This window comes from Kitasatospora sp. NPDC096128, from assembly GCF_040303105.1.
Lineage (GTDB): Bacteria > Actinomycetota > Actinomycetes > Streptomycetales > Streptomycetaceae > Kitasatospora.
Genome location: NZ_JBEOSP010000023.1, coordinates 1 through 24,244 on the forward strand (window position 1 = coordinate 1; position 24,244 = coordinate 24,244).

27 protein-coding genes and 1 pseudogene are annotated in these 24,244 nt (G+C 73.3%); 17 read left to right on the forward strand and 11 right to left on the reverse strand.

Annotated features, from left to right (window positions below):
- Window positions 1–164: 164 nt before the first annotated feature.
- Window positions 165–461, forward strand: coding sequence for an MTH1187 family thiamine-binding protein (locus tag ABTY61_RS24490; protein ID WP_350507190.1), 297 nt, complete (start codon window positions 165–167; stop codon window positions 459–461).
- 3 nt (window positions 462–464) lie between these two features.
- Here ABTY61_RS24490 and ABTY61_RS24495 read toward each other — a convergent pair whose 3' ends face one another.
- Window positions 465–932: a DoxX family protein gene (locus ABTY61_RS24495; RefSeq protein ID WP_350507191.1), complete on the reverse strand. Its 468-nt coding sequence runs from the start codon at window positions 930–932 to the stop codon at window positions 465–467.
- Between the two features lie 149 nt (window positions 933–1,081).
- Between ABTY61_RS24495 and ABTY61_RS24500 the strand changes: the two genes are divergently transcribed.
- The 3 genes from ABTY61_RS24500 (at window position 1,082) to ABTY61_RS24510 (ending at window position 3,992) form a co-directional block, all read left to right on the forward strand.
- Complete coding sequence (locus ABTY61_RS24500; RefSeq protein WP_350507192.1) at window positions 1,082–1,660, forward strand: TetR/AcrR family transcriptional regulator; 579 nt, start codon at window positions 1,082–1,084, stop codon at window positions 1,658–1,660.
- Window positions 1,661–1,773: 113 nt separating this feature from the next.
- Complete coding sequence (locus tag ABTY61_RS24505) at window positions 1,774–3,234, forward strand: MFS transporter (RefSeq protein WP_350507193.1); 1,461 nt, start codon at window positions 1,774–1,776, stop codon at window positions 3,232–3,234.
- Entirely contained in the window at window positions 3,231–3,992 is a 762-nt protein-coding gene (locus ABTY61_RS24510) for an SDR family NAD(P)-dependent oxidoreductase (protein WP_350507194.1), read from the forward strand. Before ABTY61_RS24505 ends, ABTY61_RS24510 begins: the two co-directional genes overlap by 4 nt.
- Window positions 3,993–4,002: 10 nt before the next feature.
- Here the strand turns inward: ABTY61_RS24510 and ABTY61_RS24515 are convergent, their stop codons facing one another.
- Window positions 4,003–4,689, reverse strand: a complete 687-nt coding sequence (locus ABTY61_RS24515) for an SMI1/KNR4 family protein (RefSeq protein WP_350507195.1) — start codon at window positions 4,687–4,689, stop codon at window positions 4,003–4,005.
- A gap of 252 nt (window positions 4,690–4,941) precedes the next feature.
- Here ABTY61_RS24515 and ABTY61_RS24520 point away from each other — a divergent pair, with 252 nt between their 5' ends.
- From ABTY61_RS24520 to ABTY61_RS24530, 3 genes are all read left to right on the forward strand, one after another.
- Window positions 4,942–5,880 carry a carbohydrate ABC transporter permease gene (locus ABTY61_RS24520; RefSeq protein WP_350507196.1) on the forward strand — a complete coding sequence of 313 codons (939 nt, stop codon included), beginning with the start codon at window positions 4,942–4,944 and terminating at the stop codon, window positions 5,878–5,880.
- Complete coding sequence (locus ABTY61_RS24525) at window positions 5,877–6,797, forward strand: carbohydrate ABC transporter permease (RefSeq protein WP_350507197.1); 921 nt, start codon at window positions 5,877–5,879, stop codon at window positions 6,795–6,797. Before ABTY61_RS24520 ends, ABTY61_RS24525 begins: the two co-directional genes overlap by 4 nt.
- 124 nt (window positions 6,798–6,921) lie before the next feature.
- Window positions 6,922–8,316: an ABC transporter substrate-binding protein gene (locus tag ABTY61_RS24530; protein WP_350507198.1), complete on the forward strand. Its 1,395-nt coding sequence runs from the start codon at window positions 6,922–6,924 to the stop codon at window positions 8,314–8,316.
- A gap of 72 nt (window positions 8,317–8,388) precedes the next feature.
- On the opposite strand, the gene ABTY61_RS24535 is transcribed toward ABTY61_RS24530, so the two are convergent.
- Window positions 8,389–8,658, reverse strand: a complete 270-nt coding sequence (locus ABTY61_RS24535; protein WP_350507199.1) for a helix-turn-helix domain-containing protein — start codon at window positions 8,656–8,658, stop codon at window positions 8,389–8,391.
- 97 nt (window positions 8,659–8,755) lie between these two features.
- Between ABTY61_RS24535 and ABTY61_RS24540 the strand changes: the two are divergent.
- Together ABTY61_RS24540 and ABTY61_RS24545 are read left to right on the forward strand one after the other, a co-directional pair.
- Window positions 8,756–9,052, forward strand: a pseudogene (locus ABTY61_RS24540) (M24 family metallopeptidase); the annotation flags it as partial.
- A 10-nt stretch (window positions 9,053–9,062) separates the two neighbouring features.
- Entirely contained in the window at window positions 9,063–9,488 is a 426-nt protein-coding gene (locus ABTY61_RS24545) for an acyl-CoA thioesterase (protein ID WP_350507200.1), read from the forward strand.
- 20 nt (window positions 9,489–9,508) lie between these two features.
- Here ABTY61_RS24545 and ABTY61_RS24550 read toward each other — a convergent pair whose 3' ends face one another.
- On the reverse strand, window positions 9,509–10,795 hold the full coding sequence (locus ABTY61_RS24550) for a YibE/F family protein (protein WP_502895427.1): 1,287 nt from the start codon (window positions 10,793–10,795) through the stop codon (window positions 9,509–9,511).
- 186 nt (window positions 10,796–10,981) lie between these two features.
- On the opposite strand from ABTY61_RS24550, the gene ABTY61_RS24555 reads away from it, so the two are divergent.
- Both ABTY61_RS24555 and ABTY61_RS24560 read left to right on the forward strand, forming a co-directional pair.
- The gene (locus ABTY61_RS24555) at window positions 10,982–12,523 is read left to right on the forward strand and encodes an alpha/beta hydrolase (protein ID WP_350507201.1); all 1,542 of its coding nucleotides are present in this window, start codon (window positions 10,982–10,984) and stop codon (window positions 12,521–12,523) included.
- Window positions 12,524–12,757: 234 nt separating this feature from the next.
- Window positions 12,758–15,001 carry a transglycosylase domain-containing protein gene (locus ABTY61_RS24560; RefSeq protein ID WP_350507202.1) on the forward strand — a complete coding sequence of 748 codons (2,244 nt, stop codon included), beginning with the start codon at window positions 12,758–12,760 and terminating at the stop codon, window positions 14,999–15,001.
- A gap of 172 nt (window positions 15,002–15,173) precedes the next feature.
- Here ABTY61_RS24560 and ABTY61_RS24565 read toward each other — a convergent pair whose 3' ends face one another.
- Both ABTY61_RS24565 and ABTY61_RS24570 read right to left on the reverse strand, forming a co-directional pair.
- The gene (locus tag ABTY61_RS24565; protein WP_350507203.1) at window positions 15,174–15,794 is read right to left on the reverse strand and encodes a hypothetical protein; all 621 of its coding nucleotides are present in this window, start codon (window positions 15,792–15,794) and stop codon (window positions 15,174–15,176) included.
- A gap of 19 nt (window positions 15,795–15,813) precedes the next feature.
- The gene (locus ABTY61_RS24570; RefSeq protein ID WP_350507204.1) at window positions 15,814–16,362 is read right to left on the reverse strand and encodes an RBBP9/YdeN family alpha/beta hydrolase; all 549 of its coding nucleotides are present in this window, start codon (window positions 16,360–16,362) and stop codon (window positions 15,814–15,816) included.
- Window positions 16,363–16,668: 306 nt separating this feature from the next.
- Here ABTY61_RS24570 and ABTY61_RS24575 point away from each other — a divergent pair, with 306 nt between their 5' ends.
- The gene (locus ABTY61_RS24575; RefSeq protein WP_350507205.1) at window positions 16,669–17,235 is read left to right on the forward strand and encodes a DJ-1/PfpI family protein; all 567 of its coding nucleotides are present in this window, start codon (window positions 16,669–16,671) and stop codon (window positions 17,233–17,235) included.
- Window positions 17,236–17,363: 128 nt separating this feature from the next.
- The gene (locus ABTY61_RS24580) at window positions 17,364–17,882 is read left to right on the forward strand and encodes a gamma carbonic anhydrase family protein (RefSeq protein ID WP_350507206.1); all 519 of its coding nucleotides are present in this window, start codon (window positions 17,364–17,366) and stop codon (window positions 17,880–17,882) included.
- Window positions 17,883–17,895: 13 nt separating this feature from the next.
- On the opposite strand, the gene ABTY61_RS24585 is transcribed toward ABTY61_RS24580, so the two are convergent.
- Window positions 17,896–18,354, reverse strand: a complete 459-nt coding sequence (locus ABTY61_RS24585; protein ID WP_350507207.1) for a MarR family transcriptional regulator — start codon at window positions 18,352–18,354, stop codon at window positions 17,896–17,898.
- A 114-nt stretch (window positions 18,355–18,468) separates the two neighbouring features.
- Between ABTY61_RS24585 and ABTY61_RS24590 the strand changes: the two genes are divergently transcribed.
- A complete protein-coding gene (locus tag ABTY61_RS24590) occupies window positions 18,469–19,725 on the forward strand; it encodes an alpha/beta hydrolase (protein WP_350507208.1) in 1,257 nt (418 codons plus the stop codon).
- A gap of 23 nt (window positions 19,726–19,748) precedes the next feature.
- Here the strand turns inward: ABTY61_RS24590 and ABTY61_RS24595 are convergent, their stop codons facing one another.
- Window positions 19,749–20,957 (reverse strand): MFS transporter, encoded by a 1,209-nt coding sequence (locus ABTY61_RS24595; protein ID WP_350507209.1) that lies wholly within the window; start codon window positions 20,955–20,957, stop codon window positions 19,749–19,751.
- 225 nt (window positions 20,958–21,182) lie between these two features.
- Between ABTY61_RS24595 and ABTY61_RS24600 the strand changes: the two genes are divergently transcribed.
- The 3 genes from ABTY61_RS24600 to ABTY61_RS24610 all read left to right on the forward strand — a co-directional run bounded on the left by ABTY61_RS24600 (window position 21,183) and on the right by ABTY61_RS24610 (window position 22,066).
- Window positions 21,183–21,419 carry a DUF2277 domain-containing protein gene (locus ABTY61_RS24600; protein ID WP_350507210.1) on the forward strand — a complete coding sequence of 79 codons (237 nt, stop codon included), beginning with the start codon at window positions 21,183–21,185 and terminating at the stop codon, window positions 21,417–21,419.
- A 67-nt stretch (window positions 21,420–21,486) separates the two neighbouring features.
- Window positions 21,487–21,723 (forward strand): DUF6296 family protein, encoded by a 237-nt coding sequence (locus ABTY61_RS24605; protein WP_188304540.1) that lies wholly within the window; start codon window positions 21,487–21,489, stop codon window positions 21,721–21,723.
- 58 nt (window positions 21,724–21,781) lie between these two features.
- Entirely contained in the window at window positions 21,782–22,066 is a 285-nt protein-coding gene (locus tag ABTY61_RS24610) for a DUF427 domain-containing protein (protein ID WP_350507211.1), read from the forward strand.
- A gap of 91 nt (window positions 22,067–22,157) precedes the next feature.
- Here the strand turns inward: ABTY61_RS24610 and ABTY61_RS24615 are convergent, their stop codons facing one another.
- The 3 genes from ABTY61_RS24615 to ABTY61_RS24625 form a co-directional block, all read right to left on the reverse strand.
- Window positions 22,158–22,499, reverse strand: coding sequence for a hypothetical protein (locus ABTY61_RS24615; RefSeq protein WP_350507212.1), 342 nt, complete (start codon window positions 22,497–22,499; stop codon window positions 22,158–22,160).
- A gap of 109 nt (window positions 22,500–22,608) precedes the next feature.
- Window positions 22,609–22,773, reverse strand: a complete 165-nt coding sequence (locus tag ABTY61_RS24620) for a hypothetical protein (protein ID WP_350507213.1) — start codon at window positions 22,771–22,773, stop codon at window positions 22,609–22,611.
- A gap of 221 nt (window positions 22,774–22,994) precedes the next feature.
- The gene (locus tag ABTY61_RS24625; protein ID WP_350507214.1) at window positions 22,995–24,206 is read right to left on the reverse strand and encodes a cytochrome P450; all 1,212 of its coding nucleotides are present in this window, start codon (window positions 24,204–24,206) and stop codon (window positions 22,995–22,997) included.
- Between the last annotated feature and the right edge of the window lie 38 nt (window positions 24,207–24,244).

Genomic DNA, 24,244 nt, shown 5'->3' on the forward strand with positions numbered 1-24,244 from the left:
CGTTCCCGGTTAATGTCGCGGGGCACCCCCCACCGCCCACTACGCTTGACGCTGTGAGCATTCGTCTGTACGACACCAGCACCCGCCAGGTACGCCACTCCGGGCCGCGACCAGGGTGGTCCGGGCCGCGACCGGGTGTCGTCGGACGGCTAGGAGTGCAGACCGTGATCGCAGCTTTTTCGGTGACCCCGCTGGGGATCGGCGAGGACGTGGGGGAGGCGGTGGCCGCGGCCGTGCGGGTGGTGCGGGCGAGCGGGCTGCCGAACCGTACGGACGCGATGTTCACCAGCATCGAGGGCGAGTGGGACGAGGTGATGCCGGTGATCAGGGCGGCGATCGAGGCGGTGAAGGCGCACAGCAACCGGGTCAGCACGGTCATCAAGATCGACGACCGGGCCGGGGTCACCGACGGCCTCACCGCCAAGGTCGCCACGGTCGAGCGCCACCTCGCGGAGGGCTGAGGTTCAGCCGGTCGAGGTGGGTCGGGGGCTGGGCTCGGCGGCCGGGTGGCGGGTGGTGAGCAGCCGGTCCAGGGAGTACGGGCCGGGGCCGAGTGCCGCGATGGCCAGGAACGCCCAGCAGAACATCACCGAGGGCTCGCCCCCGTTCTGCAGCGGCAGCAGGGCGTGTGCCTGGTGGACGGTGAAGTAGGCGTAGGCCATCGAGCCGGAGCAGAGCAGGGCGGCCGCCCTGGTGCCGATGCCGAGGAGCACCAGGGTGCCGCCGGCGAGTTGGATCAGTGCGGCCCACCAGCCGGGCCACTGGCCGGGCGGGATGCTGCCGCCGCCCTTGGTGCCGCCGAGGACGCCGAAGAGCGCGGCGGCGCCGTGGCAGGCGAAGAGCAGGCCGACGACGATCCGGAAGACCGTCAGGACGAACGGACGCGTGGCCTCGACGGCCTGACGGGGGATCGGGGGGATGGGTGCGGGCATGCCGGAACGCCTCCTGTGGGGGGAGGAGGGACGGGGCGGTAAGGCTAGGCTTGGTCTAGTCCATTTGGCAATGCTCCGTCAGATAACGGTCTGGACCACTTGCCGTTCTTTCTTGACCGAACGGTCTCGAAAGGGCTACTGTTCCGGTCATGGCGCGAATCAAGGAATTCGACCCGGACGCGGCGCTCCAGGCGGCTCTCGAACTGTTCTGGCGGCGCGGCTACGAGGCCACCTCGATGGCCGACCTGGTCGAGGGGCTGGGCATCGGCCGGGCCAGCATCTACGCGACCTTCGGCAACAAGCACGAGCTGTACCTGCGCGCGCTGGAGCGCTACAACGAACAGCACAACCCCGGCCTGTTGGCCGAGCTGTCCCGGCCCGGCCCGGTGCTGCCGGCCGTCCGCGCCCTGGTGCGCCGGTATGCGGGGATGGGGGGCGAGGACCGCAGGCGCGGCTGCTTCATCACCAACACGGCCGTCGAACTCGCCCCGCACGACGAGGCGGCGGCCCGCCGGGTGGAGGTCAGTTACGACCACCTGGAGACGGCGCTGACCGCCGCCCTGCTGCGTGCCGAGGCGCAGGGCGAACTGCCCGCGGGGCGGGAGCCGCGGGCGCTGGCCCGGATGCTGGTGGTGCTCCTGCAGGGGATCCGGGTGGTGGGCAAGACCGCCGACGGCGAGCCCCGGGTACGCGACGCCGCCGAGCAGGCGCTGACGCTGCTGGACTGAGTTCCGGTCCGGACCGGCGGCCCGCGGGGGTGTCTCCGGCTCGGTCGGCTCGGTGTCTTCTGCTGTCCTCATTCTGGACCGATCGATCTAAAAAATTGGGTATGGGGGAATCCATGAGTGTCACCACGACGACCCGGGGGAGCTTCGTGCTGCTCGGCGTCGTCCAGGCGGTGCTGATCTTCACGATCATGATCCTCACCGTGCCGCTGCCCCTGGTCGCCAGGGAGCTCGGGCTCGGCCCGTCCGACGTCCTGCTGCTCAGCGCCGCGTACGGCCTCTCCTTCGCCGCCCTGCTGCTGCTCGGCGGGCGGCTGACCGACCGCCACGGCGGCCGCCGGATGCTCAGGTGGGGCCTGGCGCTGCTCGCCGTCGCCTCGGTCGCCTGCGCCCTCGCGACCGACTACCCCGTCCTGCTGGCGAGCCGCTTCGTCCAGGGCGCGGGCGCGGCCCTCACCGCCCCGGCGGCGGTCGCCGTGGTCCGCCGGCTGCACCCCGAACCCGCCGCCTACCGGCGGGCGATGGCCACCTGGGGCGGACTCTCGGTGCTCGGCGCGACGGCCGGCAGCGTGGTGTCGGGCCCGGTCGCCGCCGTGGTCTCCTGGCGCTGGCTGTTCGCGGTGCCCGTCCTGGTCGCGCTGGCCGGGCTGCTCCGCTGCGGCAGGCTGCCGGATCCCGCCCCCGCGAGCCGCCGCCCGGCGCTCGACCTGCGCGGCGCGCTGCTCGCCACCACCGGTGTCTGCGCGGTGAGTTACGCCCTGGTGGCGTCCACCGAGCACGGCTGGGGCAGCCCCGGCGTGCTCGCGCCGCTGGCCGCCGGACTGCTCCTGCTGCTCGCCTTCGCCGCCGCCGAACACCGCACCGCCGACCCGCTGCTGCCGCCCGGCTTCCTCGCCGACCGCCGCCGGGCCACCGCGCTGGTCACCGTGATGGCGACCTCCGCGGGCACCGCCCTGGTCTTCGTGCTGCTCTCGCTCTACCTCCAGCAACTGCGCGGCTGGAGCGCGGCCGACACCTCCGCCGCCTTCCTGCCGTACGCCGTGGCCCTGCTGTTGTCCGGACGGCTGGCCGGACCGCTGATCGCCCGGTACGGGCCGGTGCCGGTCACCGCCGCCGGCCTCGCCCTGGAGGGCGCCGGACTCGGCCTGCTGGCCGGGCTCGACCCCGGCAGCCCGTACCCCACCGGGCTGTTGCCCGGACTGCTCCTGCTGCCCGTCGGCGCCGCCGCGTCCTTCGCCGGGGCGGCAGTGCTCGCCACCGGCGGGGTGGCGCCCGAACGCACCGGGCTGGCGGCCGGCGTCTTCAACACCGCCATGGAGCTCGGCCCCACCGCCGGGCTGGCCGCCCTGATGGCGCTCGCCGCCACCCGCCCCACCGTCGTCGGCGGCTACGCGGCGGCGTTCGCCGCGGCCGCCGCCGGGCTGGCCCTGATCGCCGTCGCGGTCGCGGTCCTGCCCGGGAGAAGCGTCCCTGACACCACCAGCGCCGGGACCACCAGCGCCGGGACCATCACCACCGCAGCTGAACGCACCACCGCACCTGAACGCACCACCCGGATCAAGGAGTTCACCCCATGAGCAAGCGTTTCGCCGACAAGTCCGTCCTGGTCACCGGCGGCGGCAGCGGCATCGGGCGGGGCATCGCGCTCGCCTTCGCCGAGGAGGGCGCCCGGGTCGCGGTCGCCGGGCGCAGCCTCGGCCCGCTGGCCGAGACCGTCGAGCTGATCGAGCGGGCCGGCGGCAAGGCCGTCGCGGTGACCGGCGACGTGACGAACGGCGAGGACGCCGCCCGGCTGGTCCGGGAGGTCGTCGAGCAGTTCGGCGGACTGGACGTCGCGGTCAACAACGCCGGGGTGTTCGGCGCGGCCGGTCCGGTCGCCGAGATCGACGAGGACGAGTTCCGCTGGGTCTTCGACGTCAACGTGACCGGCACTCTGCTGGCGATGAAGCACCAGATCGGCCACATGCGGGCGCACGGCGGCGGCGCCATCGTCAACGTCTCCTCCAACCTCGGCGCCCACAAGCGGGCCGACGGGGTCGGCGCCTACAACGCCAGCAAGGCCGCCGTCACCGCGCTGACCCGCTCCGCCGCCCGCGACCACATCGGCGAGGGCGTGCGGATCAACACCGTCAGCCCCGGCCCGGTGGACACCCCGATGTCGTCCCGGCCCGGCGAGAGCGAGGCCGAGAAGAGCGACCGGATGAAGGTCGAGGTGCCGGTCGGCCGGGTCGGCGCGGTCGCGGAGATCGCCGCCGCCGTGCTGTACCTGGCCTCGGAGGAGGCGGGCTACACCGTCGGCGCCGACCTGGTGCTGGACGGCGGCGTCACCGCCTGACCGGCTCGGCTCAGCCGTTCAACCAGTCTCCGGGCACGGCCCCGTAGAGCGCGTCGAGCGCCTCCGGGGTCCGTGCCCGGGCGGCGATCCAGGCGTCCTCGACCGCGACGACCAGGACGTCCGGCCCCTCGTACCAGCGGCAGTGCCGGCCCAGGGCGGGCAACTCGGTGAAGCTGTCCGGGAGTTCGGCCTCGCATTCGAGGAAGTCGGTCAACTCGCCGTCCTCCAGCAGCTTCTCGCTCATCGCCATCACCGCCGCCGCCGTGGAGAAGCGCTCCTCCCAGGGCTCCCAGCGCTCCTGAGACTTGTCCGCGAGGTCCGGCCGGCCCACCGTCGGCGGGTCCTCCTGCGCCAGGTCGTCCAGCAGCACGCCCCAGTGCGCGCAGCCCTGGTTCTCCGCCCGGTACACCAACGCGCCGTCCAGCAGGTACAACTCGTCCGGCGTCAGCAGCACGTCCTGGCAGCTGGTGAGGTCGGCCCGGCGCCCGAACAGCCGGTACGCCTCGCGCAGCGCCATCGGCAGCCGCAGCCCCAGCCGCTGTTCGGCGGCGTCCAGCTCGGCCCCGGTGAAGCCGTCCTGCGGCCCCAGCGGCTCGCCCCAGTACGCAGCGAAGCCCCGGACCAGCGCCCAGGCGCCCTCGCGGCCGCCCCGCGCCGCGGCCATCGCGGCCCGCATGTCGAAATCCTTGTCGTTCACCCGCGCACCGTACGACACCCCGCTGACACGCCGGTGCCGACCGCGCGCCGTCGGCCGAGCGCGCGCCGCCGAGCGCGCGCCGCCGGGCGCCCGCCGTGCCGGGAGCGGCTGTTGCGGGCACGACCGGCCGAAATCTGACGCGAACGCGTAATCCTGAGGACACCGGTTGATCACCGTGGGGTTTCCGCGCCGTCGTTCGGGCAAGACACGGTTTCGGCCGGAACCGACACACGAAAGGCGGACGCGCCACAGATGCCGACCGCACCGCACACCGAGCCCCACCCGGGCCGCCGCCCACGACCGCGGCGGGGAGGGCGCTGGGGCGAGCACGGGCTCGCCTGGGCCTTCCTGCTGCCCTCCCTGGTGGTCTTCGTCCTGTTCATCGGCTACCCGCTGGGACGGACGATCTACCTGAGCGGGCACGCCAACGACCTCTTCGGCGCGCCCTCCCGCTACGTCGGGTTCAAGCACTACACCGACCTGTTCGGCTCGGCCGACTTCGGCCGGACGCTGGGCACCACGGCGCTGTTCACCCTGCTCACCGTGGTTCCGGGGGTGCTCGGCGCGCTGGTACTGGTGCTGCTCCTGGAGAACCGGATCCGGGGCGTGCGGCTGCTGCGCTCCGCCTTCGCGCTGCCCTTCGCCTTCTCGGTGGCCAGCGCCTCGGTGGTCTTCGCGGTGTTCTTCAACCCCGCCAGCGGGGTGCTCAACGGCCTGCTGTCGCACGTCGGCCTCGGCCCGGTCGGCTGGCTCACCGACTCCCGGTACGCGCTGCTCTCGGTCGCGTTGACGACCGTGTGGATGAACCTCGGCTACAACGTGCTGGTGCTCTCGGCGGGCATCGGCTCGATCCCCGGCGAGGTCGTCGAGGCGGCCCGCATCGACGGCGCCTCCGGCCTGCGGCTGGCCCGGTCGATCACCGTCCCGATGCTCGGCCCGAACCTGTTCTTCCTGACCGTGGTCTCCACCGTCCACGCACTGCAGAGTTTCGGCCAGATCCACATCCTCACCAAGGGCGGGCCGGACGGCTCCACCCGGACCCTCGTCTACTCGGTCTACGAGAAGGCCTTCGCCTACGGCTCCAGCGACTTCGGCATGGCGAGCGCCCAGGCCGTCGTGCTGCTGGTGGTCGTCCTCGCCTGCACGGCCGTCCAGTTCGGCGTCCTGGAGCGGAAGGTGCACTACGCATGAGCACGACCCCGACCCCGACCATCGCCGACACCGACACCGACGCCGGGCCGCGGACGGACGCGGCGCGCCCGCGCCCGAAGCTCCTCGCCGGGCGCTCCGCGCGCGACCTGCTCGGCCGCGCCGCCGTCTACCTGCTGCTCGCCGTGGCCCTGGTCACCGTGGCCTTCCCGGTGTACTACGCGATCGTCGGTGCCTTCATGGAGCCCTCCGAACTGGCCTCCTACCCGCCCGCGCTGGTGCCCCACTCGGTCACCGGACGGAACTTCTCCGGCGCCGTCGACACCATCCCGCTGTTCCGGCAGTACGCCAACTCGGCGATCACCGCCACCCTCATCACCCTCGCCCAGCTGTTCACCTCGATCCTGGCCGCGTACGCCTTCGTCTTCCTGCCGCTGAAGGCCCGGGCCGTGGTGTTCGGGGTGTTCCTGGCCACGCTGATGGTCCCCTGGGAGGCCATCATCATCCCCAACTACCTGACGCTGTCGGGCTGGGGCCTCGGCAACACCTACTTCGGCCTGGTGCTGCCGTTCCTCGCCTCCGGCTTCGGCACCTTCATGCTGCGCCAGGCCTTCCGCCAACTCCCCGGCGAACTGCGCGACGCGGCCCGGATCGACGGCGCGGGCCACTGGCGCTTCCTGTGGCGGATCGTCGTCCCGCTCAACAAGCCGGCCCTGGCGGCGCTGTCGATCTACGTCTTCCTGTCGGCCTGGAACCAGTACTTCTGGCCGCTCATCATCACCCGCACCGCCGACATGCAGACCCTGCAGATCGGGCTCACCTCGCTGCGCGACGCCGAGATGGCCGACCCCGGCCTGATCCTGGCCGGCGTGGTGCTCTCGCTGCTGCCCACCCTCGCCCTGGTGGTCTTCGGACAGCGCTTCATCGTCCGCGGCCTCACCGCGGGCGCCGTCCGCTGAGCCCGTACCCGCTGAGCCCGTACCCGCTCCGCCTGTACCCGCTCCGCCCGTACCCGTTCCGCTCGTCCAACCCCGCTCGTACGCCCCGCTCGTCAACCGGAAAACTCCAAGAAAGAGAACCCTCGTGAAGAAGAGTGCACGCGCGCTCGCGGCCCTGCTGGTGGCCGGCCTGTCCCTGACCGCCTGCAGCTCCAGCGGCTCCGACGCCGGCTCGGGCGGTTCCGCCGACGCCGGGGCGCCCGGCGCCCAGGCGCTCGACCAGGCCTCCGGCGTCACCACGGTCGAGTTCTGGCACTCGATGACCGGCAAGAACGCCGACGTGCTGAACGGCCTGGTCAAGGACTTCAACGCGGCCCACCAGGGCAAGATCGAGGTCAAGGCGCAGTTCCAGGGCAAGTACGACGAGCTGGTCACCAAGTACAAGGCCGCGGTGCAGCAGAAGGGCACCCCGGCGCTGGTGCAGGTCTACGACATCGGCACCCGCTTCATGATCGACTCCAAGCAGACCGTCCCCGCCCAGGCCTTCGCCGACAAGGACGGCTACGCGCTGGGCGACCTCGACCCCAACATCCGCAACTACTACTCGGCCAACGGCAAGCTGGTGTCGATGCCGTTCAACTCCTCGATGCCGCTGCTCTACCTGAACACCGACGCCTTCAAGGAGGCCGGCCTCGACCCGGCGCAGCCGCCGAAGGACCTCAACGAGCTGGCCGACATGGCCAAGAAGCTGACCAAGAAGGACGCCGACGGCAAGACCGTCCGCTACGGCTTCGGCGCCGCCATCTACGGCTGGTTCGTCGAGGAGCTGCTCGCCGAGTCCGGCACCATGTACTGCGACAACGACAACGGCCGCAGCAGCAAGGCCGGCAAGGTCGTGTTCGACTCCGCCCAGGGCGCGCAGATCGTCCAGTGGTGGGCCGACCTGGTCAAGGGCGGCTACGCGGCCAACACCGGCCGGGTCACCGACGACGCCCAGGCCGCTTTCAAGGCCGGCACGGTCGCCATGCACCTGGAGTCGACCGGCGTGCTGCGCGGCTACACCGAGGCCGCCAAGTTCGGCGTCGGCACCGCGGCCTTCCCCAAGGTGACGGCCGCCGACCAGGGCGGCCCGGTGATCGGCGGCGCCTCGCTGTGGATCAGCGGCCCGGGCCACTCGGACGCCGAGAAGCGGGCCGCCTGGGAGTTCGAGAAGTTCCTGACCGGTCCCGAGCAGCAGGCCGTCTGGCACACCGGCACCGGCTACTTCCCGGTCAACACGAAGTCCCTGGACGACCCCAAGGACAAGGAGTGGGTCGGCAAGTACCCCCAGTTCCAGACGGCCATCGACCAGCTGAAGGCCACCAAGCCCACCCCGGCCACGGCCGGCTGCCTGCTCGGCGTGATGCCGCAGGCCCGCAAGGGCGTGGAGACCGCCATCGAGCAGACCGTCTCGGGCAGCAAGACCGCCCAGCAGGCGCTCGCCGACGCGGCCAAGGAGCTCCAGCCCGCGATCGAGAGCTACAACAGCTCGGTCGGCTGACCACCCTCCGCGTACGACGGCCCGCCCGGCGCAGCACGCGCCCGGCGGGCCGTCCCCCGTTCCAGGCCTGTGCTACGCGGAGAGCGCGGTGTCGTCCTCGGGCAGCGCGCAGGCGCCCGCCAGCTCGTCCAGCGACAGGTCGAGCGCGAAGGCCAGCGCCGTGATGGTGAAGAAGGACGGCGTCGGCGCCCGCCCCGTCTCGATCTTCCGCAGCGTCTCCGCCGAGACACCGGCCACCGCCGCCACCTCGACCATGCTGCGCTCGCCACGCGCCTCGCGCAGCAGTGCCCCGAAGCGCTCACCGCGCTCGCGCTCCCACGGGGTCAGCGGAGTCCTCACCATGCCGTCGAGTCTAGGGCCTGTCCGGCCGGCCCCGCCCGGCACTTCCTCGTGGGACCACGGCTGCTCGTAGTCCATGGGCCAGGTGGGCAGGGGCTGCGGCGGGCACGGCATCGGCCGCCGGATGCACGAGGACCCGCACGGGCCCAACGAGGGCCGCCCCGGCCGGGGTCACCTGCTGCGCCCGGGCCTGGTGCTCGCCATCGAGCCGATGCTGACGGCCGGCGGCCGCGACGACCACGACACCGACCCGCACGGCCGGACCCTGCGCACCACCGACGGCAGCCGGGCCGCCCACATCGAGCACACCGTCGCCGTCACCGAGGACGGTCCCCGGATCCTCACACGTCCCTGGGGTGACGGACGTTACGCCGCTCCGTCCGCGCCGCCGGAGTAACGTGCGGGGCATGACCGATCAGGACTTCACCACGCGGGTCACCGTACGCGGGTACGAGACCGACACCCAGGGCCACCTGAACCAGGCCGTCTACCTGCAGTACGCCGAACACGCGCGCTGGGAGTACCTCCAGGCGGCCGGGATCCGCCAGGCCGAGCTGGTCGCCAAGGGCGTGGGGCCGGTCGTCCTGGAGACCACGGTGAAGTACCTGCGGGAGCTGCGTGCCGGGGACACGGTGGAGATCAGCTGCGCGTTCGTCTGGCGGGAGGGCAAGACCTTCCAGGTGGTGCAGCGGCTGACCCGGGAGGACGGCGTGCCGGCCGCGGAGATCACCGGGGTGGGCGGCATCCTCGACCTGGCGGCGCGCCGGTTGGTCGACGACCCGCGCGAACCGCTCCGCGCCCTGGCCTCGGACCCGGGGCTGCTCGGCCTCTGACCGTCCGTCCGCCCCCGCGGTCAGGCGTGCCGGTGCCGCCCGGCGGTGGCCGCCGCCCTCCGGGGGTGGTCGGCGGCGGCGATCAGCGCGGCCAGCCCGGTGGTCACCGGGACGGCGGCGACCAGTCCGATGCTGCCGACCAGGGTGCGGGCGATCTCCTCGGCGACCAGTTCGCTGGTGGCCACCGAGACCACCGTCCGGTGCGCGATGGAGAACAGCAGGAGCAGCGGCAGCGCGGCGCCCGCGTAGGCGAGCACCAGGGTGTTGACGGTCGAGGCGATGTGGTCGCGGCCGATCCGCATGCCGGTCCGGTACAGCCGGCCGGCGCCCATCGTCGGGTCGGCCTCGTGCAGTTCCCAGATCGCCGAGGTCTGGGTGACCGTCACGTCGAACAGCACGCCGAGCGAGCCGATCACGAACCCGGCCAGCAGCAGGCCGCGGATCTCGATGCCGGGGTAGAGGTCGTGGACCAGCCCGGTCTCCTCCGAGGTGTTGCCGGTCAGGTGCGCCCAGGAGGCGAAGACCAGGCTGAGCACCCCGATCAGCACCAGGGACACCAGCGTTCCGAGCACCGCCACCGAGGTGCGGGCGGACAGCCCGTGGCACAGGTAGAGGGCGATCAGCATGATGGCGCTGGCGCCGACGATCGCCACCAGCAGCGGGTCGGAGCCGTGCAGGATGGCGGGCAGGATGAACAGCGACAGCACGGCGAAGCTGATCGCCAGCGCGATCAGCGCGGCGACCCCGCGCCAGCGCCCGATCACCACCACGACGACGGCGAACAGCCCGGCGAGCACGCCCATCGGCAGGTTCCGGTCCACGTCGACGACGCTGTACTGGAGGTCCGCCGGCGCGTCCGGCGCGTACGCCAGCACGACCTGCTCGCCGACGTCGTAGCGCCGGGGCTCGGACGGGTGGACGACCACGGTGAAGGTGCGGCCCCGGTCCGGGCCGTCGGTGACCTCGACGGTGTCCTGTTGGCAGGTGCCCTGGTCGGCGGGGTTGAGGTCGGCGCAGGGCAGCTCCCGGAGCTGGGTGACCCGGCCGTGCCGGATCTGCTGGTCGAAGCCGACCCCGGTGTGCTGGTGGGCGGGGACCCCGCCCGGCCAGAGCACCGCCAGGCCGACCGCGACGGCCACCGCGAACGGCACCAGCACGGCCGCGATCACCTTGCGCAGGTGGGCGGAGACCGGTGCGGCGGGCCCGTGGGCGTGGCCGTGTCCCACGGGCCCGCCCCCCTCGTGCCGGTGCCCCTGCCCCTCCCCCTGCCCGTGCCCGTGCCCCTCGTCCGACGTCCCTGCGTCCACCTCACGCCTCCTCAGTTCTCCTGCACGGCACCCGAAATCATCGACGCCCGGTGCTCCACTGCCCCGCAGGGCGCGAACCGTGGGCGCGCCGCAGGTGGCGGCCGGCGGACCGGGGGGATTACCCCACCATGGATCGACCGGCTGCCGGCATGGGCCCAAGTCCGAGGCCGCAGCAGACTCTTGGGCATGCCGAACACCACATCCAGCACCACGTCGAAGACCGCCCGGAAGATCGCCTCGAAGCTTCCCTCGAAGCTCACCGCCACCGCCCTCGCCACCCTGGCCGTCACCGCGCTCACCGCCCTGCCCGCCGCCGCGGCCCCGGAGCACGACCGCGCCGGCAGCCTCAACTGGTCCACCTGCCAGGGCCAGAGCGACGCCCGCCGGCAGTGCGCCACCGTCACCGTCCCCCTGGACTACAACGACCCGGACGGCCGACAGATCACGCTCGCCGTCTCCCGGATCGCCACCGCCAAGCCGGGCCTGCGCCGCGGCGTGCTGCTGAGCGTCCCCGGCGGGCCGGGCGGTTCCGGACTGGGCCTGCCCGCGAGCGCCGCCCAGCGACTCCCGCAGTCCGTCCTGGACCGCTACGACCTGGTCGGCTTCGACCCGCGCGGCGTCGGTGCTTCCACCCCGGTCGGCTGCGGCCTGGACCACTCCGACCTGGCGATGGTCAACCTGCGCCCCTGGCCGGCCGCCGACGGCTCGATCGATGCCAACCTGGCCACCGCCCGCCGGGTCGCCGAGACCTGTGCGCGCAACGGGGGCCCGGTGCTGCGCAGCATCTCCACCGCCAACGAGGCCCGCGACATCGACCGGATCCGCCGGGCCCTCGGCGAGCGCAAGCTCTCCGCCTGGGGCACCTCGTACGGCACCTACGCGGGCGCCGTCTACGCCACCATGTTCCCCGGGCACACCGACCGGATCGTGCTGGACAGCAACGACGATCCGGACCCGTCGCGGGTCGGCCGCGGCTGGCTGGCCGCCTTCGGCCAGGGCGCCGAGGACCGGTTCCCCGACTTCGCGCGGTGGGCCTCGGCGCCGGACAACCCGGACCGGGTCGCGGACACCCCCGAGGAGGTGCGCCCGCTCTTCCTCGACCTGGCCGCCCGGCTCGACCGGGCCCCGCTGCCCTGGCCGGGCGCCAACCCGGCCGAGCTGAACGGCAACGTGCTGCGCGAGACCATGCTGGAAAGCCTGTACGCGGACGCCAAGTTCCCGGACCTGGCCCGGCAGATGCTGGCGGGCCTCGGCCGCCGCCCGCTGCCCGCCCCGGTCCTGCCGCCCGACCAGGTGGTGCAGAACACCATCGCGGTCTCCGTCGGCACCCTCTGCAACGACGTCAGCTGGCCCACCGACCCGGCGTCCTACGCCAAGGAGGCGGCCGCCGACCGGGCCGCCCGGCCGCTCACCGCGGGCATGCCGGTGAACGTGATGCCCTGCGCCTTCTGGCCGTTCGCGCCGGCCGAGCCGCCGGTGCGGGTGACCGGCCGGGGCCCGGCGAACGTCCTGCTGGCGCAGAACCTGCGCGACCCGGCCACCCCGTACGGGGGCGCGCTCGAGCTCCGGGCCGCCTTCGGCGACCGGGCCCGGATGGTGACGGTCGACTCCGGCGGCCACGACGTCTACCTGGCGAACGGGAACGCCTGCGGCGACGCCGCGGTGACGGACTTCCTGGTGACGGGCCGCCGCCCGGCCGAGGACGTGTTCTGCCCGGCGGCCCGCTGACGCCGGACCGGGCCGGGGGGGCAACGGGCCGTGGGCGAACGGCCCTTGTCCCTGCGTGTACCCACGTTCGACGCTCACACATGAGTCGAACCTGTCGCGATTTTGTGACAATAGTTCGCCAACAGGCCCCCCACGGTGGGGATTCACGGCCGTAATGTTCGAACTATGTCAAAGAAGAGCCGCATACCTGCCCCGGACCCGGGCGACACCTGGGTCCCGCGCCCGAGGCGCCGTGTGACCCCGCTCGGATTCCTGCGCCATGCGGCCACCTTCCTCGGCTCCAGCGTGCTGGGCGGCGTCCTGCTGGCGGGCCTGATCCTCCCGGGTGCGGGCGCGGTCGGACTGGGCGCCAAGAGCGGCGCCGAGGGCTTCGAGAGCATCCCCGACGACTTCAAGACCCCGCCGCTCACCCAGGCGACCCAGATCTACGACGCCAAGGGCGGCCTGATCGCCAAGGTCTACGAGCGCGACCGCACGGTGCTGACCGCCGAGCAGATGTCGCCGCTGATCCGCAAGGCCCAGGTGGACATCGAGGACGCGCGCTTCTACGAGCACGGCGCCGTCGACCTCAAGGGCGTGCTGCGGGCGATCACCAAGAACGCGGAGAGCGGTTCCGCCGTCCAGGGCGCCTCGACCCTCACCCAGCAGTACGTGAAGAACGTCAACGTCGAGATGGCCGGGGACGATCCGGTGGCGGTGCGCGAGGCGCAGCGCAAGACCCTCGGCCGCAAGATCCAGGAACTGCGCTACGCCATCAAGCTGGAGGAGGACCTGACCAAGGAGCAGATCCTCACCAACTACCTGAACATCACCTTCTACGGCCACCAGGCGTACGGCATCCAGGCCGCCTCCCAGCGCTACTTCAGCAAGGACGCCAAGGACCTCACCCTCCCCGAGGCGGCGATGCTCGCCGGGCTGGTGCAGAACCCGTCCCAGTACGACCCGAAGCTGCACCCGGTGGCCGCCCAGAAGCGCCGGGACACCGTCATCGACAAGATGGTGGAGAACAAGCACATCACCGCGCAGCAGGCGGCCGAGGCCAAGGCCGCCCCGCTCGGCCTCGACTACAAGGACCCGCAGAACGGCTGCATCACCGCCCAGGCGGGCACGGGCTTCTTCTGCGACTACGTGCGCCACGTGGTCAAGCAGGACCCGGCCTTCGGCAAGAGCGCCGCCGAGCGCAAGAAGCTGTGGGACACCGGCGGGTTGAACATCTACACCACCCTCGACCCGGACAAGCAGGCCGCCGCCCAGAACGCCGTCTCCACCAAGGTGTACGTCACCGACCCGGTCTCGGCGGCGATGACGATGGTCGAGCCCGGCACCGGCAAGATCCTGGCGATGGCTCAGACCCGCCCGTACGGCCTGGCGAAGGAGAAGAACCAGACCGTCGTCAACCTCAACGTGGACGCGGCGATGGGCGGGGGCATCGGCTTCCAGCCCGGCTCCAACTTCAAGCCGATCGTGGCCGCCGCCGCGCTGGAGGCGGGCCTGTCGCCGACCCAGCAGTACGACGCGCCGAACCGGATGGACTGGCCGACGATGAAGACCTGCGACGGCACCTGGAAGAACCTCAGCAAGGGCAAGAAGGAGGGGACGATCCCCAACGAGAGCCCGAGCGAGAAGGGGCCGTACCAGCTCAAGCAGGCCATGGCGCTGTCGGTCAACACCTACTTCGTGCAGATGGAGCAGGAGATCGGGCTCTGCGCCGTCAAGCAGATGGCCAACAAGCTGGGGGTGACCGGCAAGGCGAGCGGCGACCCGCTGCAGGAGGTGCCCGCCCTCGGCCTGGGCACCCAGGAGGTCAGCCCGCTGACCATGGCCAACGTCTACGCGACCTTCGCCGCCCGGGGCGACTACTGCGCGCCGCTGGCGATCAACCGGATCACCACGGTGGACGGCAAGGACGTCCCGGTGGCCCCGGCCCACTGCGACCAGGTGATGTCCACGGACACCGCCGACGTGATCAACAGCGTGCTGCTCGGGGTGACCGAGAAGGGCGGCACCGCGCGGGACCTCCGGCTGGACGACGACCGCCAGATCGCGGGCAAGACCGGCACCACGGACGAGAAGAAGTCGGCCTGGTTCACCGGCTACACCGGCAACCTGGCCGGCTCGGTCTGGCTGGGCAGCCCGGGCGTCAAGGTGCCGATGCGCAACATCCGGATCGGCGGCGAGTTCCAGCCCGAGGTGTTCGGGGCGACCGGCCCGGGGCCGATCTGGCAGAAGGCCATGAGCGACGCCGTGCGGAACATGCCGGAGAAGGAGTTCAGCACCGTCTACATCCCGGACCCGGTCAGGCAGACCCCCGGGTGCAGCACCTCCACCGCCTCGCCGTCCTCGGTGACCTGCACCGGGGCGCCCAGCCCGGGCTCGACCGGCCACCCGCGCGGCAACTCCCCCTCCTCGGGCGGCAGTCCGACCGGCCGCTCGGCCCCCAGCACCCCGCCGGACGCCACGGACCCGTCGGACCAGTGACGCCCTGACGTCCAGGGAGTGACGACCGCGGCCCTCCACCGGCCACCTGGCCGGCTACCTGGTGATCGCCGTCGCCGCCGCCGCCCGCGAACTGCGCGCGGGCGGCGGGGCCCTGCCGGCGCTCGCCGCCCACGCCCTCGGCCTGCCGCGAAGGTCTGCGTGACGGCTGCGGCTACCGCGCCTCGAGCGGCTCGCCGGTGTCCTGGTCGAGGTTGAACACCCGCCGGTAGGAGTCGGTGACCACGGTGATCTGGGTCCGCCCAGTCCAACTCGCCTCCACCAGCCGGGCGTCCTCCGGGGCGCCGCCGACGTCCGCGAGCAGCCAGCGCCGGGCCGACCAGCCCTCGCCGCTCTCCAGCAGCACCTGCCAGTGCTCACCGATCTGCGGCCCGGAGTCGTACGAGCGGTGCACCACCACCAGGGAGCTCTCCGCGCCGGCCGGGGCGTCCTCCCGGCTGCGGGTCTCGGCCGCCGACACCTTGTGCGCGGCCAGCACGCCGAGCAGGAACACCACCCCGGCGGTCACCGTCACCGCCCGGGTGGCGGCCCGGACGGCGGTGCGGCGGTCGCTCAGCCAGGCGGCCGCGCTCAGCGCGCCCAGCGCGCCGCCGAGCAGCAGCTCCGGCTGGTTCAGCAGGTCGGCGACCAGCATCAGGCCGCCCGAGCGGCTCTCCCACTGCCCCTCGGTGTACAGCAGGACGGCGGCCGCGCCGCCGGCCAGCAGCAGTCGGACCAGGAGGCGCCTGCGCCGCCGCGTCCGGCTGCTCCAGCGCCCGTCGGTCCACTCGTTCAACGTCCCCCCGGTCATCCGCTCACAGCCCCGCGAGGAGTTCCCGGCCCTCCGGCCAGTCACCCAGCCCGGAGTCCGAGTTGAGGTGCCCGTACGCGCCCGGCTCGACGTAGCGGGCGCCCCAGGCCCGGGCGAACTCGCGGGCCCGCGCGGGGGTCACCCACGGGTCGTCGGTGGAGGAGACCACCACGGTCGGGAACGGGAAGCGCTCCAGCGCCACCGGCCGGAAGCCCAGCAGCTCCGGCAACTCGGCGGTGTCCACGTCCGCGGGCGCGACCAGCAGCGCGCCCCGGACGGCGGCGGTCCGCTCGGCGGACGCACCGGCCGCCCAGTGGGCCGCCGTGACGCAGCCCAGGCTGTGCGCGACCAGCACCACCGGCCCCTCGGCGGAGGCCGCGGCCACCGCCGCGTCCACCCGGGCCACCCAGTCCGGCCGCTCCGGATGGTCCCAGTCCGCCTGCTCGACCCGGCGGAAGGTGTCCGGCTCGGCGGCCTCCCAGCGGGTCTGCCAGTGCTCGGGGCCCGAGTTCTGGTAGCCGGGGAGGACGAGGTACGTGGCGCGTTCGGACATGGGCTCCTCCGGGGCGGTTCGGGCTGCGGCCGCTGGACGGCCGGTCGACGGGCAGCACGAGAGTCTAGGCCGCGCGCCGGACGGCCCCGCAGCCGGGCGCCGCACCCGCGGCCGGAACCGCTCCCGGCCCCGGCGTGCACGGCTCGTGACCAGCGCGCGAGCCGGATGGTGCGCCGCCGTACGCCCGGTGCGCCCTGTTGCCAACGGCGCTGCGGGTACGGGAGGTTGGACCGGGCCCGGGCACCGCGGCCACCGCGCCCGGACCCGCACCAGTCTGACGTTCGATCACGTGGAGGGATGTCGGGGATGACATCGAAGATCCTGCTCGTCACCGGGGACGCCGCCGAGTCGCTGGAGGTGTTCTACCCGTACCAGCGGTTGCGCGAGGAGGGCTACCAGGTCGACATCGCCGCCCCCACCAAGAAGCGCCTGCAGTTCGTGGTGCACGACTTCGTCGACGGCTACGACACCTACACCGAGAAGCCCGGGTACACCTGGCCCGCCGACATCGCCCTGGCCGACGTCGACCCGGCCGACTACGTCGCCCTGGTCATCCCCGGCGGGCGCGCCCCCGAGTACCTGCGCAACGACCCGGACGTGCAGCGGATCGCCCGGCACTTCTTCGCCGGGGACAAGCCCGTCGCGCAGATCTGCCACGGACCGCTGATCACCGCCGCCGCCGGGGTGCTCGACGGCCGCCGCTCCTCCGCCTACCCCGCGCTGGCGCCGGACATCAAGGCGGCGGGCGCCGAGTTCGTGGACGCCGAGGCGGTGGTGGACGGCGTGGTCGTCTCGGCCCGGGCCTGGCCCGACCACCCGGCCTGGCTGCGCGCCTTCATCGAGGTCCTGCGCACCAAGGCCCCGGTGGCCTGAACCACCGTCGCCCCGGAGCCCGGCCGGGGTCGCCGTCCGCTCCACCTCACCGGCACCTCCCTACGCCGTGACCACCCCCCTACGCTGACCGGCGACAGTGCAGCCGATCACCACCAGGAGGACCAGTCATGGCAGAACCACTGATCGCCACCGTCGGGGGCAAGGTGCCCGCCGTCGACCCGGGCGCCTTCCTCGCGCCGAACGCCGTCGTGGTCGGGGACGTCACGGTCGCCGCCGGGGCGAGCGTCTGGTACGGGGCGGTGCTGCGCGGCGACGCCGAGTCGATCACCGTCGGCGCGGGCAGCAACATCCAGGACAACTGCACCCTGCACGCCGACCCCGGCTTCCCGCTGGTGGTCGGCGAGCGGGTGTCGGTCGGCCACAACGCGGTGCTGCACGGCTGCACCGTGGCGGACGACGTCCTGGTCGGGATGAACGCCACCGTCCTCAACGGCGCCCGGATCGGCTCCGGTTCGCTGGTCGCGGCGGGCGCGGTGGTGACCCAGGGCATGGACGTCCCGCCCGGCTCGCTGGTCGCGGGAGTCCCGGCCAAGGTGCGCCGGGAGCTGACCGAGGAGGAGCGGGCCGGCATCAAGGCCAACGGCGAGGGATACCTGCTCCTCGCCGAGGCGCACCGGCAGATCTAGCGCAGGGCGGGTACTACAGCCGGTCGTAGACGGCGGACAGCCGGCGCAGCACCTCGGCGGCCCGGTCCAGGGCCTCCTCGTCGTAGTCGTCGAGGTCGGCGTGCAGGGCCTCGGCCAGGGCCGCCTGGCGCTGCTCGTGCCGGGCGCGGCCGTCCTCGGTCAGGGTGACCAGGACGGACCGCTTGTCCTCGGGCGGGCGGGTACGGGTGACGTAGCCCGCGGTGACCAGGCCGTTCACCAGCTGGGTGGTGGCGGCGCCGGTGGTCTCGGTGCCGGCGGCGAGCTGGGTGATGGTGAGCGGTCCCTGGTCGGCCAGGGTGCGCAGGGCCCGGGCGTGGGTGAGGGAGAGGGCCCCCGGGGTGCGGGTGGCGCGTCCGCGCAGCCGGGAGTCCGCGGCGCTGAGCCGGTAGGCGGCACGGGCCAGGCGGTCGAGGGCCTGGGCCCGCCCGGGGGCGGGCGGCTGTTCGGTCATGGCGGGGCTCCTCCTCGGCGGTTGACAACAGCCTAGCCTCAGTACTTAATAGATAAGTACTTAGCCACTAAGTACTTATCTATCTCGCTCCGGAAGGAGCAGGAGGAGACCGTCATGACCATCCGCTCGACCGGCCAGAACTGGGCCCTGGACATCGCCCTCGCCCAGGGCGGCTTCGACGCGCTGCACCCCGAGGCCGTCGGGACCATGGAGCAGCTCGGCCACGACCACACCGACTTCGCCAAGGTCTTCGCCCTGGTCAGGAGCGGCGCCATGCTGCCCAAGGCATGGGCGACGGTGGCCGGCCAGGCCGAGGAGCGCGCCGCCCACCACGAGCGCGCGGGCTTCGCCCGGACCGCCGCCGACCTCTACCTGCGGGCCGCCGTGATGTGGGGCCGGGCCCAGTACTCGATCTTCGACGCCGCCGACCCGCGCAAGGCGGCCCTGCGCGCCCACGCCGACCACTGCGTGGAGCGCCTGGGTGCGCTGCGCGACGGCCGGGTCCGGCGGGTGGTGCTGGACTTCGAGGGCTCGAAGATCTACGCCCTGCTGCACCTGCCCGAAGGGCCGGTCGAGAACGCGCCCGCCGTCATCCTCGGCCCCGGGATGGACATGATCAAGGAGGACTACATCTGGGCGGCCGAGCGCTACTACACCTCCCGCGGCATGGTCGCGCTGTCCATCGAGGGCCCCGGCCAGGGCGAGAGCCGGGCCGGCGGACTGACCGTCGACCTCGGCAACTACGAGCGGGCGATCGGCCGCTACCTCGACCACCTGGCCGCGCTCCCGGAGGTCGACGCCGACCGGATCGGGATGTTCGGCATCTCGATGAGCGGCTACTGGGGCTCCCGGGCCGCCGCCACCGACCGCCGACTGGCCGCCCTGGCCGCCTTCGAGGCCGTCACCGGCGACTTCGCGACGATCTTCGAGCGGGCCCAGCCGACCTTCAAGAACAACTACATGTTCATGGCCGGGTACTCCGACGAGGAGGCCTTCGACCGCGACCTGGCCCAGCGCATGCCGCTCGGCGACCTGGTGGCCGACATCACCTGCCCGGTGCTGTACGGGATCGGCGAGTTCGACGAGCTCACCGACCTCGGCCAGGCCCTGGCGAGCTTCGAGCGCATCCGGGCCCCGAAGGAGCTGCGGGTCTACGAGGACGAGTTCCACCCGCTCGGCGGGGTGGCCGCCGAGGCCTTCCGCTTCGCCGCGGAGTGGCTGGAGCGCGCCCTGGCCGGCGAGTTCGCCGACCCGGGCCGCGACGTGCGCCACTACGTCCACCGCGACGGACGCACCACCGACGGCACCGCCGACCCGACCTGGTGGCTCGGCGCCGCCCCGGCGGCGCTCACCGCGCTGCGCCGGCCCTGAGGCCTGTCCGGCGGACCCTGGTCCTACGGAGTCGGTGCCAGCGGCACGCCCGTCCGCTCCGCCGCCGGTTCCACCGGCACCGGGGCGGGCGGGCGCCGGTCGGCCGCCCAGGCCAGCACCGCGACGGCGGCGCCGGCCGCGGCCAGGCCGGCACCCACCAGGGTCGGTGAGGTCCAGCCGAGCCCGGCGGCCAGGGCCAGCCCACCGAAGTACGCCCCCTGGGCGTTGGCCAGGTTGAAGGCGCCCTGCACGGTCGCCGAGGCCAGGGTGGGCGCGCTGCGCGCCTTCTGCAGCACCAGGGTCTGCACCGCCGGGACGATCGCGAAGCCGAACAGCCCGATCAGCACCACCGTGACGGCCGCCGACCAGCGGGCGTGCGCGGTCACCGCGAACAGCGCGAGCGTCGCCGAGAGCAGCAGGAAGGAGACGCAGACGGTCGGGCGCAGCGCCCGGTCCGCGGCGAACCCGCCGATCACGTTGCCGATCGTCATCCCGACCCCGAACAGCGCCAGCACCCCGGTCACCGAGCCGGCCGCGTACCCGGAGACCTCGGTGAGCAGCGGTGCGATGTAGCTGTAGCAGGCGAACATCCCGCCGCAGCCGACCACCACGGTGGCCAGTGCCAGCCACAGCTGCCCGCTGCGGAAGGCCCACAGCTCGTGCCGGAGCCCGGACTGGCCGGGGGAGGGGAGGGCCGGCACCAGACGGGCGATGGCGAGCGTCCCGGCGGCGGCGATCAGCACCACCACCAGCATGGTCGCCCGCCACCCGAGGTGCTGGCCCAGCAGGGTCGCGGCCGGGACGCCGACGATGTTGGCCACGGTCAGGCCGGAGAACATCACCGCGACCGCCCGGGCCCGCCGGTCCGGCGCCACCAGCTCGGCGGCGGCTACCGCCCCGGCCCCGAAGAAGGCGCCGTGCGGCAGCCCGGTGATCAGCCGCGCCAGGGCCAGCGTCCAGAAGTCGGGGGCCAGCGCGCACAGCAGGTTGCCGGTCGCGAACAGCCCGGCCAGCGCCACCAGCACCGCCTTGCGGGGCTTCCCGGCGGCCAGCGCGGTGAGCAGCGGCGCGCCGACCACCACCCCCAGCGCGTAGGCGGAGATCAGCCAGCCGGCCTGCGGGATGGAGACGTGCAGACTGTCGGCGACCTGGGGGAGCAGCCCCATGGCGGCGAATTCGGTGGTCCCGATGGCGAAAGCGGTGACGGCCAGCGCGAACAGCGCGAGAGGCAAGGAGTGACTCCGGGGTGATGCCCGCAACCGGCAGGGGCGCGCGACGGGTGATTCGTTCGTCGGAAATCCTAATCCGGCCGGATGGCGTCCCCGTAAGGCCCGTGTGACGGAACGGGGTCGTGTGACGGAACGGGGTCGTGTGACGGAACGGGGTCGTGTGACGGAACGGGGCCGTGGGGCGGAAGGGGGCTCGCCTCGGCGGCCCGGGCGCGCGAGACTGGTGGCATGTGCCGCAACATCAAGACGCTGCGCCCGCCCATGACGCCCGACGCCGGTGAGGAGGACTTCCACGCGGCCGCGCTGCAGTACGTCCGCAAGGTGTCCGGGTTCCGCGCGCCGGCGGCCCACAACCGCGAGGCCTTCGACCGGGCCGTGGAGGCGGTCGCCGAGGCCACCGCCCGGCTGCTCGACGAGCTGGAGGTGCGCGGCTCGCACGCCCGGGCCGCCGAGGCAGCTGCCTGAGACGCCCGGGACCACCGCCTGAGACGCCCGGAGCCATCGCCCGAGACGCAGGGAGCAGGATCCGCCGATGAACCCCGCCAACCGTTACGCCCTCACCTTCCCCGGCACGCCCGGCACCCAGGCCCCGCAGGACGTGGTCGTGGTCACCCGGACCAGCGCCAAGGGCCCGGGCGGGCACCCCGTCTACGAGGACGCCAGCGGGATCGTCCGGGCCGAGATCAGCGACGCCGGCGAGGTCCGGATGCTCGCCAGCGGCGGTCACCAGTCCCCGCACCTGCCGGTGCACGCCCACCCGCTGCCCTGAGCCGCGGAATCCTCCCGAAGCGCCGGTCGCGGCCGCGTCCGTGCGGCACAATCGCCTCATGACCACAGCGAGTTGGCAGGGCACCGTCGTCGCCGAGAGTGCGGACACCGTCGTCGTCGAGGGCAACCACTACTTTCCGGTGGAGTCGGTCCGGGCCGAGTTCCTGCGGCCCTCCGACACCACCACGGTGTGCGGCTGGAAGGGCACGGCCAACTACTACACCGTGGAGGTGGCCGGGCAGGCCAACCCGGACGCCGCCTGGTACTACGCCGAACCGAAGCCGGAGGCGGAGCACGTCCGGGGCCGGGTGGCCTTCTGGCGCGGTGTGGAGATCACCGAGTAGCGCCGAGCAGCGCCGAGCAGCGCTGTACGGCCCCGCCCGTCCCGGGCGGGGCCGTACAGGCGGTCAGGGGCAGTACCCGGGTCCGGGGCGGTCAGCCGCCGAGGGCCGCGGGCGGGGCGACCGCTCCGTGCCCCGCTTTGACGCCGTTCACCATCGCCTGGTGGACGGCCCGCGCGGTGGCCTCGTCCGCGGCGGCCACCGGACTGCCGGACACCGTGTACCAGTCCAGCGCTCCGGTGTACTGGACGGTCAGCCGCGCCTCGCCGTCCACCCACGTGGTGTGCACGGTGAGGTCGCCGGAGATCGGCCCGACCTCGGTGGTGGTGACCCCGCCGGGGCCGCTGATGATCGACTGGGTGGTCCAGGTCGCCCACGCGGTGCGCGGGTCCGCGGGCGGCCGGGCCTGCCGGTCGGTTTGATCGTGTTCGGTCATGCGCCTATCCTCCCCCGCCGGTGAGCCGCCGCCCGGGCAGCGACACCGGCGGTCGCAAGGACCGCCCGGTTCCGCCGGGCGGTCGGATCGGATCGGTGTGGCGGACGGGTCAGCCGCTCGCGCCGGGTTCGTCCAGGATGGGGTCGCCCTCCGCCTGGGAGGTGTCCTGTGCGTGCAGGTTCTGCATCGAGGTGACGCCCTCCTCCGGATCGGCGGCGCGGACGTCCTCCGCACGGTCGGTGCTCACTCCGGAGCGTTCGCTCATGTCGGTCATCGCGGGCTCCGTATCCTCGGCCGGCCCCGGAGCGCCCGGATGCGGGCGCGGTCGGGCCGGGTCTGTCCCTCGCCCCTCCAGCCTGCCCCCGCCCCGGCGCCGGGGCCAGCCGGGTGACCCGCGCGCCCGGTGACCGGGGCCCGCCCCGATCGCCGGACCGCCAGGCCACCGGAGGCGACCCGAGGTCACTCAAGGCGACCCGAGGCCACCCGGCCGCCGGATCACCAGGTCACGGGCAGCGACCGCATCCCGTAGATGAACGACTCGGTACGGAACTCGCGCTCGCCCGTCAGTCGCAGTCCCGGCAGCCGCCGGAACAGGGTCTCCAGGGCGATCTGGAGCTCGGCGCGGGCCAGCGGCTGGCCCAGGCACTGGTGCACGCCGAAGCCGAAGGCCATGTGCCGCCGGGCGTCCCGCGCCAGGTCCAGCTCGTCCGGCGGCCGGTGGTCGGCGCCGCCGAACACCTCCTCGTCCCGGTTGGCGGTGGACAGCATCGCGATCACGCCCTCCCCGGCCCTGACCGTCACCCCGCCCAGCTCCACGTCCTCCAGCGCCACCCGGGGCAGCCCGGTGTGCACGATGGTCAGCAGGCGCAGCAGCTCCTCCACCGCGCCCGGCAGCGCGGCCGGGTCGGCCAGCCTGGCGATCTGCTCGGGCTGCTCCAGCAGCAGCGCGGTGGACAGCGAGATCATGTTCGCGGTCGTCTCGTGCCCGGCGATCAGGAGCAGCACGCCCGTGCTGGCCACGTCGTCCGGGCTCAGGTCGTCCCGCACCGCGAGCCGGCTCAGGACGTCGTCCTCCGGCCGGGCGCGCTTGCGGGCCGTCAGGTCGCGCAGGTAGTCCAGGACCTCCTCCTGGGCCTCCCGGAGCTGCTCCACGGTGCTCTCCCGGCTGAGCAGCGTGCGGCTCAGGCCCTGGAAGCGGTCGCGGTCCTCGTACGGCACGCCGAGCAGCGAGCAGATCACCAGCGAGGGCACCGGCAGCGCGAAGTCGGCGACCAGGTCGGCCGTGGTCCGGCCCGCGGTCATCCGGTCCAGTGCCTCGTCCACGATCCGCTGGATCTCCGGGCGCAGCGCCTCCACCCGCTTGACCAGGAAGTCCCCGGTGACCATGCGGCGCTGGCGGGCGTGCTCGGGGTCGTCGAGGCGCAGGAAGGTCGGGTTGTCGGTGACCAGCCGCTCGCGGGCGCCGGCGACCAGCAGCGGGAAGGCCGGGTGGCGCACGTCGGCGCTGAACCGGCGGTCGGACAGTACGGTGCGGACCTCGGCGTAGCCGGTGGCCAGCCAGCAGGGGTCGCCGTCGGGCAGTTCGGCCCTGGTCATCGGCGCAGTGGCGGCGGCCTCGGTGTATGCGGGCGGCGGGCCGAACGGGCAGCCGCCGGAATGCGGGGCCGGCAGCAGCGGGACGACGGGGGCGGTGGGTGTGGCGGTCAAGGCGGGGGTCTCCTCGTGTCGCGGGTGTCCTCGTGAGG